This is a genomic window from Paraburkholderia caribensis, from assembly GCF_002902945.1.
Lineage (GTDB): Bacteria > Pseudomonadota > Gammaproteobacteria > Burkholderiales > Burkholderiaceae > Paraburkholderia > Paraburkholderia caribensis.
In genome coordinates this window covers 665,067-678,648 of the sequence record NZ_CP026103.1, presented here as the reverse complement: position 1 = coordinate 678,648, position 13,582 = coordinate 665,067, and the positions used below count along the sequence as shown (strand labels likewise).

The window sequence follows — 13,582 nt, the reverse complement described above, 5'->3', positions numbered from 1 at the left end:
ATCCGTCTCATGTGCGCTTGCGGGACAACCTCGCAATATACCTCAGGCCGCGCCGCCGTCACTCCAGCAGTTTCAGCACGGTCTGCGGCATCGAGTTGGCCTGCGCCAGCACCGAGATACCCGCCTGCTGCAACACTTGCGCCTTCGACAGATTCGCTGTTTCCGTCGCGAAGTCCGCGTCGGTGATTTGCGAACGCGCCGAACTCATGTTCGTTGCTTGCGTGTTCGTCGTCGAGATGGCGGCCTGAAACGTGTTCTGCGTCGCGCCGAGCGTTGCCTGGAAGGTATTGACGCTCGTGAGAACGCTATCGATCGTGCTCATCGCCGCCTGAGCGCCCGATGCCGAAGAAACCGACAGCCCGCTGATGCCGAGGCTGCCTGCATCCCATTTCTGCGAGCCGAAGTCGGCGGTGATCTGCTGGTTCTCGAATGCGCCGATCTGGAAGTTGATCGTACCGACGCCGTTCAGAACGGCCTGGCCGTTGAACGTGGTCTGTTGCGCGACGCGCGTGATTTCCGTCAAGCGGGTCGACACTTCCGACTGCAGGTTCACCAGCGCGGTGGAATCGAGCGAGCCGTCGCCCGCCTCCACTGCGAGCTGGCGAATGCGCTGCAGGTTGTCGACGATCGATTGCAGCGCGCCGTTCGTCGTCTGCACCATCGAAATGCCGTTGTTCGCATTCGCCGCCCCTTGCGTCAGCGCATTGATCGACGCCGTTTGCGTTGTCGAAATGGCGAGACCGGCCGCATCGTCGGCGGCCGTATTCACACGCTTGCCCGACGACAGGCGGCTGATCGCCTGCGAGAGCGCGCTTTGCGAGCCCGACAGGTTGTTCTTCGCCGTCAGCGACATGATGTTGGTGTTGATGTTCAGCATTCGCTTCCTCGTTCCTCAATAACTGCCATTAAAGACCTTTCGCATCGCCGGCCTGCCAATACATTCATTAGCGGCGTTGCTTCTTTTCTAACGGTTCGATAACGGCAAAATTGAGAGCGCAAAACCTTTCATTCATGCCATTTACGCTTACTTCAACTTTCTTACCGACTATTTTTAAATGAATAAAAAAACCCGCATGTGCGGATCGCGCATGCGGGTTTTGCATCAGCAGCAATGCATCAGAACTTGTGGCGAATCCCCACAATCGCGATCTCTTGCGTGCTCGTGCCGTTATAGCCGTACGAGCCAATCGACGCCTGCGCTGCCTGGGTCGTGCCATCGGACAGACGCTGCGTGCCGTTGGCATGCTGATACGCTGCGACGGCGTAGAAGTCGGTGCGCTTGGACAGGTTGTAGTCCGCGCCGATGCTGACCTGGTGATAATGCGCCGACGTATCGCCCGATGCCGCCGTGTACGCATAGCCCACGCCCGCGATCAACGCAGGTGTTGCCTGGTACGCGACGAATGCCTTGCCGCTGTTGTACTTCTCGGTCGTCGAGAAGCTCGAGCTTGCATCGGCCTTCAGTTGCGTGTTGCTGTACGACGCGCCCAGCGTCACGGAGCCGAGTACGTACTGACCGCCCAACTGGGCAATGCTGACCGACTTCGCGCTCACGTAACCGTCGTTGATGTGGCTGTCGAAGATCGAGTCCGTCGTGCTGCTCGCCCAGCTCGTACGCCCGCCCGTTGCGGAGTTGTTGGTTGCGCGCAGATAACCTGCCGCCAGCGACAGATTGCCGACAGAGTACGTCGCTGCGCCGCTATACGTATAGCCTTGTCCCGTCTGGCCAGCCACGCCGCTGAATGCATACAGGCCTTCGAACTGGAAGCCCGCGTAGTTCGGCGACACATACTTGACCGCGTTCGACACGCGCGCGCTATTGTCGTTGTTGTCGACGTCGCCGGGCGTCGCGAACGTGGAGCCGAAGTAGTTGTCGGCGGTGACGCCCTGAACCGTATCCGTGATGGGATCGTACTGACGGCCCAGCGTGACGGTGCCCCACTTGTCGCCCTGGAAGCCGACGTACGCCTGGCGGCCGAACAGGCGCGAACCCTGGCCCATCTTGTCCGTGCCGACATCGAAGCCGCTTTCCAGCGCGAAGATCGCCTTCAGGCCGCCGCCGAGATCTTCACTGCCCTTCAGGCCCCAGCGGTCGCCGCTCAGGTTGCCGTTGATCATGCCCGTCAGGTTGCTGTTCGAATCGGCGTTGTGCACGTAGCCGATGCCTGCATCGATAAGCCCGTAGAGCGTGACGCTGTTCTGTGCGTGAGCCGCGATGGTCATCGAGCTCAACGTGAATGCAACAGCCGCAATTGCAGTTCTTTTCATCTGTTCCTCTATCACTCGTTTAAAAATGTATTGCGACCGCGAGAATACAGGTGCGTAAAAATAGATAAATTACTTGTTGGTTATATGCAACTCATTAGTTTTCCTGTCTTTTATAAAGCAAAAAAAGGCCATGTGAACTCACATAGCCGAAGTCCGGAACCATTATTCATCTGCGTGGAAAAGAGAATATGAAGCGAATTCCAGACAGGCGCCAATCTAGGTGACGCAATTTTTGAAGTCAACGCGTGAGGCCGCATGACGCGTTTCCGAATCTTTCTTTCTTGCAGCGAATAAGCGGAACGACCGCACGCCAAATAGCGTCCACGCGCCGTTGCCGGAACAACTTCCACGCGTTGCGATGTCAGACAAGCCAATCGGACCGATCTGGATGATTCGCTTGGCGCGAGCACACACGCGCTTCACAGCCACCACAACTCCCAAGCCAAACTCGGCCTTTCGTTGTAGGACAACGTATAATGCAGATAAATCTCGAAAATCCCCAGGAGCGCTACATGGCCGCGTCTGCAGCACCAGGTTCGACCCCACGGCGGGCACGCGGGAGCCTTGCTGATCAGGTCGTCGCCTATGTCAACGAGCAGGTTGCTTCGCACGCGCTCAAGCCGGGCGATCAACTGCCGACCGAAACGACGCTGATGTCCTTGCTCGGCGTCAGCCGCACCGTCGTGCGCGAGGCCATTTCGCGTCTGCAGGCCAATCGCGTGATCGAAACACGTCACGGGATCGGCAGCTTCGTACTGGAGCCGCGCCGCGAGCCGCTCGGCCTGGACATGGTGCCCGCCACCACGTTGAACGATGTGCTGTCAGTGCTGGAATTGCGCATCAGCCTCGAGACGGAATGCGCGGGGCTCGCCGCGCAGCGCGCAAGCGAACGCGATATCGCGAAGATTCGCGCGGCGCTCGATGCCATCGAAGAAACGAGCCGCGCAGGCGGCGACAGCACGGCCGCCGATTTGCGCTTCCATATTTCGATTGCGAACGCGACGGGCAACCGCTATTTCGTCGACATTCTCACGCAACTGGGCACGGCGCTGATTCCGCGGCATCGCGTGGATTCGGCGGGGCTCGCACAAAGCGATCCGAATGCCTATATGGCGCGAGTGAATCTCGAACACGAAAACATACTCGATGCGATCGCGCGCAAAGATCCTGACGGTGCGCGCGCGGCGATGCGCATGCACCTGTCCAGCAGCCGCGAACGCCTGCGCCGCGCAAGTGCCCAGGCGGAAGAAGCGGCGGCGACACGCACGTTTTAAAACACGACGTCGAGCAAACGAAAGAGCGGCCTGAATCCGGGGCCGCTTTTTCATTACAAGGCCAATCGCATCAGACGATCATGCGTTGACGATCTGCCCGTCGCGACGCCGCCAGAGTCCGGGTGGGTTGTCGTCGGCCAGCGCCTGCGGCAGCAGTTCAAGCGGAAAATCCTGATAGCACACAGGGCGCAGAAAGCGCTCGATCGACGTCGAGCCGACCGACGTCACGCGGCTATCCGCCGTTGCCGGGAAAGGGACGCCGTGCACCATCGCGTGACACACTTCGACACCCGTCGGGAACCCGTTGACGAGCAGACGCCCCGCCTTGCGTTCCAGAATCGGCACCAGCTTCCGCGCGAGTTGCGCGTCGTCGCGATCCATCGCAATCGTTGCCGTCAGTTGTCCCGCGAAGTGCTCCGCGACTGCCAGCAACCCCGGTCGTCCTTACATCGCACGATGGTCGATGCGTGACCGAACACCTCGTCTTCCAGTTCGGGCTTCTTTAGAAAGACGGCTGCCCTGTCCGCGCCATGAGCCGCCCGCCGCCCGATCAGCATGTCACCCGTCAATCGCACGACCTCTCTTCTCCATCCGGCTGATTTCAACATCTGTCATCGTACAACATATCTTCACGATAACACAACGCACCCCTCTTCCAGCGCGGCGCTTGCCGCACGCTTTCAGGGTTTACCATCCTTTCTCGCGGTCAACTGACAACGTATCTTGTGTTCAGACGTCCTATGACATACCATATTTTGCAAGACGCACCTTGCCGGACGAGCAGCGCCCGACCCAGGAGATAGAGATGGCTTTGTCGTCACCGCATCAACCGTATCAACCGTTACCGAACAGCTTTCGCGCCGCCGTCAAGAACGGCGAGCGCCTGATCGGCTGCTGGGCATCATTGGCCAGCCCGATCACGACGGAACTGCTCGGCACCGTGGGGTTCGACTGGATCCTGCTCGACGCCGAGCACGCGCCCAACGACGAACTCACGCTGATACCGCAGCTGATGGCGCTGAAAGACAGCCGCTCCGCGCCCATCGTGCGTCCGCCGTCCAACGACAACGTCATCATCAAGCGCATGCTCGACGCGGGCTTCTTCAACTTCCTGATCCCGTTCGTCGACAGCGCCGACGACGCGCGCCGCGCCGTCGCCGCGACCCGCTACCCGCCGCACGGCATTCGCGGCGTGTCGGTCGGTCAGCGCGGTAATCGATACGGATCGGTGACGGACTACCTGCAGGTGGTCAACGACAACATCTGCGTCATCGTGCAGATCGAGAGCCGCGCGGCCGTCGCCGCAATCGACGAGATTCTCGCGGTGGAAGGCGTCGACGGCGTCTTCATCGGCCCTTCGGACCTCGCCGCCGCGTATGGTCATCTGGGCAATGCCGGTCACGCGGACGTTCAGCAGGCTATCGCGCATGTCTTCGAACGCGCGAAGGCAGCGGGCAAACCATCGGGCATCCTCGCGCACGTGCAGCAGGACGCCGAGCGCTATCTCGGCATGGGCGCCACACTGGTCTCCGTCTGCGCCGACATGGGCCTGTTGCGCAGCGGCGCGCTCAATGTCCGCCAGCACTTCATGCCGGCCTGATCGGCCCGACTGCACGCACGGACGTCACCTCACATCACATTATCGGGAGTAGCGAATGCAAACAGCAGGCTTCATCGGACTCGGCATCATGGGCAAGCCCATGGCAGCCAATCTTCGCAAGAACGGCGTCGAGCTCACCGCATTCACGCGCAGCGGCGTGCCCGACGAGCTGACGCAGGCGGGCGTGACGGCATCGGCGAGCCCTGCGGATGTCGCCGCGAAAGCGGACGTGATCTTCATCATGGTGCCGGACACGCCGGACGTCGAGCGCGTGCTGTTCGGCGAGAACGGCGTGGCAAGCAAGCTGCGCCAGGGGCAGATCGTGGTCGACATGAGCTCGATCTCGCCCATCGCCACGCGCGACTTCGCGGCCCGCGTGCGCGAGAAGGGCGCGGACTATCTCGATGCACCCGTGTCGGGCGGCGAAGTCGGTGCGAAAGCCGCGTCGCTGACCATCATGGTGGGCGGCGCACAAGCCACCTTCGACAAGGTCAAGCCGCTGTTCGACATGCTCGGCAAGAACGTCTCGCTGATCGGCGAAGTCGGCGCGGGACAGATCTGCAAGGTCGCCAACCAGGTGATCGTCGCCGCGACGATCGAAGCCGTGGGCGAAGCGCTGCTGCTCGCATCGAAGGCCGGCGTCGATGCCGAGAAAGTGCGCAAGGCATTGATGGGCGGCTTCGCTTCGTCGCGCATTCTCGAAGTGCACGGCGAGCGCATGACGAAGCGCACGTTCGACCCGGGCTTCCGGATCGAACTGCATCAGAAAGACTTGAACCTCGCGCTCTCCACAGCGCAAGCGCTCGGCGTCTCGCTGCCGAACACGTCGACCTGCCAGGCCCTGTTCAACGCCTGCGCGGCGCACGGTGGCAAGGCATGGGACCACTCGGGGATGGTTCGCGCGCTCGAATATCTCGCCGACCACGAAATCGGGCAGCAGCCGAAATGACGTTTTACGCAATCGTCTCAAACGCGGTGGATGGCGATCTCGCCGTATTCCGCGTCGATGGTTCGGCGGGCGGCATCGAACGTATCGCACGCCATCCGGCCGGCGACACCGTGATGCCACTCGCCCTCTCCGCCGACGGCCGCGTGCTGCACGCCGCCACGCGCGGCGCGCACCGGCACATCGTCACGTATTCGGTCGACACCTCCACGGGCGCTCTCACGCATGTGCGAACCGCGTCGATCGAATCGAATCTCGCATACCTGTCGCTGACGCCGTCAGGCGACTGGCTGCTCGGCGCATCGTATGGCGAGTCTTCCGTGAGCCTGTATCGCGCGGGGCCATTGGACAGCGCTGACATCAGGCCGCGTCAGGTGGTCGAGGGCTTCGTCCATGCGCACGCGGTGATCGCGTCGGCGGATGGCCGCTTCGCCTACGCAACCTCGCTCGGCTCCGACACGGTGTTCTGTTTTTCGATCGTCGGCGACACGCACGACGCGATGCTCGAACTCGTGCAGAAGGTGACCGTGGAAGCGGGCTTCGGCCCGCGTCATCTGCGCTTGTCGCCGGATGAAAAAACGCTGTACGTGTCGAGCGAATTTCGCGCGACGGTCGCCGTGTTTTCACGCAGCGGCGAAACAGGCGAGCTGTCGGCGCGCAGCGTATCGCCGCGCGCCAGGTCGCTCGCGTACCTGAACGATGGCTGCCTGCGCACTGCGCAAACCGATCCCGCAACAGCCGCGACACTCGTCTGGGGCGCCGATTTGCAGGTGACGCCCGATGGCCGCTACGTCTACGTCGCCGAGCGCACGTCGAGCCGTCTGATCGCGTACCGCGTGGCCCGCGAGGGCTCGCTCGAATACGCGGGCTTCACCGACACGGAAGCGCAACCGCGCGGCTTCAGGATCGACCCGTCGGGCCGCTTTCTCGTCGCTTGCGGCGAGAAGTCCACGCAGGTCGTCGTGTATGCGATCGACGCCGACTCGGGCGCCCTCTCTGCCGTTTCGCGCTGCGAAGGCGGACGCGGCGCGAACTGGGTCGAGATTGTCGCCCAGACGTAGCGTTTCCACGGCGGACGCGGCAGCGCGAAGCTTTTTCATCGAATTCACAGGCCCATAACAGGCCACTTTTGGGACCCAACCCCAGGACCGACTCTCATGTCTACGATTACCCAAGGCGCCCCAACCGTCACCGAATTGCGCGTCGTCCCCGTGGCCGGCCGCGACAGCATGCTGATGAACCTGAGCGGCGCTCACGGCCCGTTCTTCACGCGCAACATCGTGATTCTGCGCGACAGTGCGGGCAACACCGGCGTCGGCGAAGTGCCGGGCGGCGAGAACATCCGCAAGACGATCGACGACGCGCGTCCGTTCGTCGTCGGTCAATCCATCGGTAACTTGCAGGCTGTGCTCAACAAGGTGCGCAAGCAGTTCGCGGATCGCGACGCGGGCGGCCGCGGCCTGCAGACCTTCGATCTGCGCACGACGATTCACGCCGTGACGGCGCTCGAAGCCGCCCTCCTCGATCTGCTCGGCCAGCACCTGGGCGTGCCTGTCGCGGCGCTGCTCGGCGAAGGCCAGCAACGCGACGAAGTCGAAATGCTCGGCTATCTCTTCTACATCGGGGATCGGAAGAAGACGGACCTGCCGTACGTGAGCGGCGTCGAAGGACGCGACGATTGGGAACGCCTGCGCACGGAAGAAGCGCTGACGCCGGAATCCGTCGTGCGACTTGCCGAAGCCGCGCAGGCGCGTTACGGCTTCAACGACTTCAAGCTCAAGGGCGGCGTGCTCGCGGGCGACGCCGAGATCGAAGCGGTGACGGCGCTGGCCGAACGCTTCCCTGAAGCGCGCGTGACGCTCGATCCGAACGGCGCGTGGTCGCTGGCGGAAGCGATCCGCCTATGCCGCGACCAGCACGACGTACTCGCATACGCGGAAGATCCGTGCGGCGCGGAGAACGGCTACTCGGGCCGCGAGGTGATGGCGGAATTCCGCCGTGTGACGGGCCTGCCGACGGCGACCAACATGATCGCCACCGACTGGCGTCAGATGGGCCATGCCATCCAGTTGCAATCGGTCGACATTCCGCTCGCCGACCCGCACTTCTGGACGATGCAGGGCTCGGTGCGCGTTGCGCAGATGTGCAACGACTGGGGCCTCACGTGGGGCTCGCATTCGAACAATCACTTCGACATTTCGCTCGCGATGTTCACGCATGTCGCGGCGGCTGCGCCGGGCAAGATCACTGCGATCGACACGCACTGGATCTGGCAGGACGGCCAGTATCTGACACGCGATCCATTGCAGATCGCCGGCGGCAAGGTGAAGGTGCCGGCGAAGCCGGGCCTTGGCGTCGAACTCGACATGGACGCGCTCGAGAAGGCACATGCGCTGTATCAGCAGCATGGACTCGGCGCACGCGACGATGGTGTCGCAATGCAGTACCTGATTCCGAACTGGAAGTTCGACAACAAGCGGCCTTGCCTCGTGCGTTGATTTTTTCACGGCCTGAAACCATTCCAGAACGACGCGGCCTGCGTAGCCGCCGATACTTCAACACTGACTGACACACCCAAGCGAACTCAAACATGACCACGCCACAAGAACTCAAAGCGATCGTATCCGAAGGCCTTCTGTCGTTCCCCGTCACCGACTTCGACAGCAACGGCGACTTCCGCCCCGACACGTATGCCGCGCGCCTGGAATGGCTTGCGCCGTATGGCGCGACTGCGCTCTTCGCTGCGGGCGGCACGGGGGAGTTCTTCTCGCTGACGAAGTCGGAGTATTCGAATGTGATTCGTACTGCGACGGAGACCTGCAAGGGCAAGGTGCCGATTCTGGCGGGCGCGGGCGGCCCGACGCGTGTCGCGATCGAATATGCGCAGGAAGCCGAGCGCAATGGTGCGCAGGGCGTGCTGCTGATGCCGCACTATCTGACGGAAGCGTCGCAGGAAGGCATTGCGGCGCACGTCGAGCAGGTGTGCAAGGCGGTGAAGAACATGGGCGTGATCGTTTATAACCGCGCGAATTCGAAGCTCGGGGCGGATTCGTTGGAGCGTCTTGCCGACAAGTGCCCGAACCTGATCGGGTTCAAGGATGGCGTGGGCGATATCGAAAGCATGGTGACCATTCGCCGGCGCATGGGCGACCGGTTCTCTTATCTTGGCGGTCTGCCGACGGCTGAAGTCTACGCGGCGGCGTATAAGGCGCTTGGGGTGCCTGTTTATTCTTCGGCGGTGTTCAATTTCATTCCTAAGACGGCGATGGAGTTTTATCGCGCGATTGCTGCGGATGATCATGTCACTACTGGCAAGCTGCTTGATGAGTTCTTTTTGCCTTATCTGGCGATTCGGAACCGTCGGCAAGGGTATGCGGTGAGTATCGTTAAGGCTGGGGCCAAGCTTGTTGGACATGATGCCGGGCCTGTGCGGGCGCCCCTCACCGATCTGAATGAAGACGAGCTTGAGCAGCTCGATGGGCTTATCAAGAAGCTTGGAGCGCAGTAACGTTTTTTGTCTGCGACGCTGTTGGGGTTTTGGCCTTTTCGTTGGCAGCTGGGATTTTGCGTTCGCGGCGCGTAGCGGTTTGGTTGTTCCGGTCTTTGCGCGGGCATCCGCGATTTGTTTTGCTTTTGCTTTTGCTTTTGCTTTTGCTTTTGCTTTTGCTTTTGCTTTTGCTTTTGCTTTTGCTTTTGCTTTTGCTGGCATCCGCGAATTGTTAGCGCGCTTCAGGCGTCGCCCCTGTGCGGGGCGGCACCTACTTTTCTTTGCCGCCGCAAAGAAAAGTAGGCAAAAGAAAGCGGCTCACACCGCCAGCTCTTTTTTCTGCCTGAGGGCCCCCAAAGGTTCTTACGCTTCACACGGCAACCACATGACCCACGTTCGTTGCCAACGCTCTGAATGAGCGCCTCACCCGCTTCACACACCTGCGTTTCAGCACGCCGAGCCGGACAGTCCACCGCCGCCCAGGTGGCAAACTGTGTGTCGGCTTTCGCGCCATACGCGCACCACTCCGGACCGATAGCGCACGCCTCCCACCCTGTAAGAGCGCCAAGCCATACGACGCGACAACCTACACACAGTTTGCCACCTGGGCGGCCCATACCATTCGCTGGCGCTTGCACGAGTGCGGGTAATTGAAGCGGGTGAGGCACCTGTTCGAAGCGTTGGCAACGGGCACCAACCAGGGCCACTGGTGTGTGAAGTGTGGGGACGTTGGGGGCCCGTGGGTAAACGTCAAGCACTGGCGGTGTGAGCCGCTTTCTTTTGCCTACTTTTCTTTGCGGCGGCAAAGAAAAGTAGGTGCCGCCCCGCACAGGGGCGACGCTTGAAACACGCTAACAATTCGCGGATGCCAGCGAAAGCGAAAGCGAAAGCGAAAGCAAAAGCAAAAGCAAAAGCAAAAGCAAAAGCAAAAGCAAAAGCAAAAGCAAACCGCGAATGCCAGCGCAAAGCAAGAACCAAATCCCAGACGCCACCGCAAAGCCCAGAACAACCACACCACCGCTCCTCGATCCATTCCCGCCATTTGCTCGAATAGATAGCAGAAATAGTTGGTTTGGCCGCCAGTTTACGTTCACTAGACTCCCACTCATCTTGTCATAACAAGTTGAGCCATGTCGAAACCGGCAAGCCCCCTCGCCCCTGTCACCTCCGTGCCGCTCTACGCGCAGATCAAAGATGCGCTGCGCGTGCAGATTCTCGACGGCACCTACGCGCCGCATTCGCAGATGCCGTCCGAGCATGAACTCTGCGCAATGTACGGCGTCAGCCGCATCACCGTACGCCAGGCACTCGGCGACCTGCAAAAAGAAGGCCTGTTGTTCAAGCTGCACGGCAAAGGCACGTTCGTATCGAAACCAAAGGCGTTTCAGAACGTGAGTTCCCTGCAGGGCTTTGCAGAAGCGATGTCATCGATGGGCTACGAAATCGTCAACCAGTTGCGCAGCTTTCGCGTCGTCGAGGCCAATCGCAACGTGGCCGCGCGCCTCGGACTCGAAGAAGGCGCGCCCGTCACGGAAATTCATCGCGTGCGGCTGCTCAACCGCGAGCCCGTGTCGCTCGAACTGACGTGGCTTCCCGAAGCGCTCGGCACGCGTCTGGCGAATGCCGACCTCGTTACGCGCGATATCTTCCTGATCCTCGAAAACGACTGCGGCGTGCCGCTAGGCCACGCGGATGTCGCCATCGACGCGATCCTCGCCGACGACGAAATCGTCGACGCGCTGCGTGTCGAGGAAGGCAGCCCGGTGCTGCGCATCGACCGTCTCACGCACGACGCGGCAGGCACGCCGATCGACTACGAACATCTGTACTTTCGCGGCGATGCGTTTCAGTACCGCTTGCGCATCGACCGGGAAAAAGCGGGCAAAAGCGCGAAGCACAAAGCAACGAGGAAAGCACGATGAACACCCATGTACTCGAATACGACATCGTCGTAGTCGGCGGCGGAACGGCGGGACCGATGGCCGCTGTCAAGGCGAAGGAAGCCAATCCCGACCTGAAGGTCCTGCTGCTCGAGAAAGCCAACGTCAAACGCAGCGGCGCGATCTCGATGGGGATGGACGGGCTGAACAATGCCGTCATTCCCGGCCACGCGACGCCCGAGCAATACACGCGCGAAATCACCATCGCCAACGACGGCATCGTCGATCAGGCCGCCGTCTACGCATACGCCAGGCACAGTTTCAAAACGATCGAAGAACTCGACCGTTGGGGCGTGAAGTTCGAAAAAGACGGCACGGGCGATTATGCCGTCAAGAAAGTGCACCACATGGGCTCGTATGTTCTGCCCATGCCCGAAGGACACGACATCAAGAAAGTGCTGTACCGGCAACTGAAACGCGCGCGCATCGCGATCACGAATCGCATCGTTGCAACGCGTCTGCTGACCGATGCGCACGGCAATGTGAACGGCGTCATGGGCTTCGATTGCCGCACGGCGGCGTTCTACGTGGTTCGCGCGAAAGCGGTGATTCTGTCGTGCGGCGCGGCGGGCCGCCTCGGCTTGCCCGCCTCCGGCTACCTGATGGGCACGTACGAGAATCCGACCAACGCGGGCGACGGCTACGCCATGGCCTATCACGCGGGCGCGGCGCTCGCGAATCTCGAATGCTTCCAGATCAACCCGCTGATCAAGGACTATAACGGTCCTGCCTGTGCCTACGTAACGGGGCCGCTGGGCGGCTTCACGGCCAACGGCAAAGGCGAACGCTTTATCGAATGCGATTACTGGAGCGGACAGATGATGTGGGAGTTCTATCAGGAACTCCAGAGCGGCAACGGCCCGGTGTTTCTCAAGCTCGATCACCTCGCCGAAGAAACCATCCAGACCATCGAACAGATTCTGCATACGAACGAACGTCCGAGCCGCGGGCGCTTTCACGCCGGACGCGGCACCGATTACCGCCAGCAGATGGTGGAGATGCATATCTCCGAGATCGGCTTGTGCAGCGGACACAGCGCGTCGGGCGTGTACGTCAACGAGCGCGCGGAGACCACGGTAGGCGGTCTTTACGCTGCCGGTGACATGGCCGCCGTGCCGCACAACTATATGCTCGGCGCGTTCACGTATGGCTGGTTTGCAGGTCAGAGCGCAGCCGCGTTCGTTGCGGGCCGCGAACATGCGCCGCTCGATCAGCAACAGATCGATGCCGAACGCGCGCGCGTCTATGCACCGCTCGAACGCGAACATGGGCTTGCGCCTTCGCAGGTCGAATACAAGCTGCGCCGCATGGTCAACGACTATCTTCAGCCGCCCAAGGTGACGCGCAAGATGGAAATCGGCCTGCAGCGCTTCGAGGAAATCGCTGACGACATCGCGTCGATCAAAGCCACGCATCCACATGAACTGATGCGCGCGGCCGAAGTGCGCGCGATCCGCGATTGCGCCGAGATGGCCGCGCGCGCGTCGCTGTACCGGACCGAAAGCCGCTGGGGTCTGTATCACCATCGCGTCGACTATCCGCAGCGCAACGACGCCGAATGGTTCTGCCACACCCATTTGCGCAAGGATGCCTCTGGCCGCATGACCAGCGAGAAGCGCGCTGTCGAACCGTACATCGTGCCGCTCGACGAACGCGAACGCGGCTCGTACAGCAACCTGCGCATTCACGACGACAAACCCGATCCGCGCGCGAACGCCCAGGCGCTCGCCGATGTGACCGCCTGACGGGAGCACCCGCGATGTCCTTCATTCCACACGACATTCTTCATCGAAGCGCGGCACCCGTCACGATCGACGAAAGCAAATGCATCGCCGACAAAGGCTGCACGGTATGCGTCGATGTCTGCCCGCTCGATCTGCTCGCCATCGACCTCAGCAAGGGCAAGGCCTATATGCAGTTCGACGAATGCTGGTACTGCATGCCGTGCGAACAGGATTGCCCGACAGGCGCCGTGAAAGTCGATATTCCCTATCTGCTGCGCTAGCGAGACGACGCGAGCCCGCAGCACTCACTGTCTTTGCATGGATACCAACGAAAGAGCCGACA

13 protein-coding genes and 1 pseudogene are annotated in these 13,582 nt (G+C 61.3%); 11 read left to right on the top strand and 3 right to left on the bottom strand.

Going from position 1 to position 13,582, the window contains the following annotated elements; genetic code table 11:
* Positions 1–58: 58 nt before the first annotated feature.
* A complete protein-coding gene (locus tag C2L66_RS32525; protein WP_054931928.1) occupies positions 59–877 on the bottom strand; it encodes a flagellin domain-containing protein in 819 nt (272 codons plus the stop codon).
* 239 nt (positions 878–1,116) lie between these two features.
* On the bottom strand, positions 1,117–2,268 hold the full coding sequence (locus C2L66_RS32520; protein WP_060607581.1) for a porin: 1,152 nt from the start codon (positions 2,266–2,268) through the stop codon (positions 1,117–1,119).
* Positions 2,269–2,780: 512 nt separating this feature from the next.
* On the opposite strand from C2L66_RS32520, the gene C2L66_RS32515 reads away from it, so the two are divergent.
* Positions 2,781–3,542, top strand: a complete 762-nt coding sequence (locus C2L66_RS32515) for a FadR/GntR family transcriptional regulator (RefSeq protein WP_060610363.1) — start codon at positions 2,781–2,783, stop codon at positions 3,540–3,542.
* 78 nt (positions 3,543–3,620) lie between these two features.
* On the opposite strand, the pseudogene C2L66_RS32510 reads toward C2L66_RS32515, so the two are convergent.
* Positions 3,621–4,060 (bottom strand): annotated as a pseudogene (locus tag C2L66_RS32510) (aldehyde dehydrogenase (NADP(+))); the annotation flags it as partial.
* 287 nt (positions 4,061–4,347) lie between these two features.
* On the opposite strand from C2L66_RS32510, the gene garL reads away from it, so the two are divergent.
* The 10 genes from garL to C2L66_RS32470 all read left to right on the top strand — a co-directional run bounded on the left by garL (position 4,348) and on the right by C2L66_RS32470 (position 13,520).
* Positions 4,348–5,142: a 2-dehydro-3-deoxyglucarate aldolase gene (garL, locus tag C2L66_RS32505; RefSeq protein WP_060607577.1), complete on the top strand. Its 795-nt coding sequence runs from the start codon at positions 4,348–4,350 to the stop codon at positions 5,140–5,142.
* A 55-nt stretch (positions 5,143–5,197) separates the two neighbouring features.
* Entirely contained in the window at positions 5,198–6,091 is an 894-nt protein-coding gene (locus C2L66_RS32500; protein ID WP_054931924.1) for a 2-hydroxy-3-oxopropionate reductase, read from the top strand.
* The gene (locus C2L66_RS32495) at positions 6,088–7,149 is read left to right on the top strand and encodes a lactonase family protein (protein WP_060607575.1); all 1,062 of its coding nucleotides are present in this window, start codon (positions 6,088–6,090) and stop codon (positions 7,147–7,149) included. Before C2L66_RS32500 ends, C2L66_RS32495 begins: the two co-directional genes overlap by 4 nt.
* Before the next feature lie 96 nt (positions 7,150–7,245).
* Positions 7,246–8,586 (top strand): glucarate dehydratase, encoded by a 1,341-nt coding sequence (gene gudD / locus C2L66_RS32490; protein ID WP_060607572.1) that lies wholly within the window; start codon positions 7,246–7,248, stop codon positions 8,584–8,586.
* A 92-nt stretch (positions 8,587–8,678) separates the two neighbouring features.
* A complete protein-coding gene (gene kdgD / locus C2L66_RS32485; protein ID WP_060607568.1) occupies positions 8,679–9,596 on the top strand; it encodes a 5-dehydro-4-deoxyglucarate dehydratase in 918 nt (305 codons plus the stop codon).
* On the top strand, positions 9,553–9,993 hold the full coding sequence (locus C2L66_RS40960; RefSeq protein ID WP_158512185.1) for a hypothetical protein: 441 nt from the start codon (positions 9,553–9,555) through the stop codon (positions 9,991–9,993). The genes kdgD and C2L66_RS40960 overlap by 44 nt, the downstream gene beginning before the upstream one ends.
* A 423-nt stretch (positions 9,994–10,416) precedes the next feature.
* Positions 10,417–10,629 carry a hypothetical protein gene (locus C2L66_RS40955; protein WP_148654635.1) on the top strand — a complete coding sequence of 71 codons (213 nt, stop codon included), beginning with the start codon at positions 10,417–10,419 and terminating at the stop codon, positions 10,627–10,629.
* A 76-nt stretch (positions 10,630–10,705) separates the two neighbouring features.
* Positions 10,706–11,497, top strand: coding sequence for a GntR family transcriptional regulator (locus C2L66_RS32480; protein WP_060607566.1), 792 nt, complete (start codon positions 10,706–10,708; stop codon positions 11,495–11,497).
* Complete coding sequence (locus tag C2L66_RS32475) at positions 11,494–13,260, top strand: fumarate reductase/succinate dehydrogenase flavoprotein subunit (RefSeq protein WP_060607563.1); 1,767 nt, start codon at positions 11,494–11,496, stop codon at positions 13,258–13,260. Before C2L66_RS32480 ends, C2L66_RS32475 begins: the two co-directional genes overlap by 4 nt.
* A gap of 14 nt (positions 13,261–13,274) precedes the next feature.
* Entirely contained in the window at positions 13,275–13,520 is a 246-nt protein-coding gene (locus C2L66_RS32470; RefSeq protein WP_060607562.1) for a 4Fe-4S dicluster domain-containing protein, read from the top strand.
* Positions 13,521–13,582: the final 62 nt, after the last annotated feature.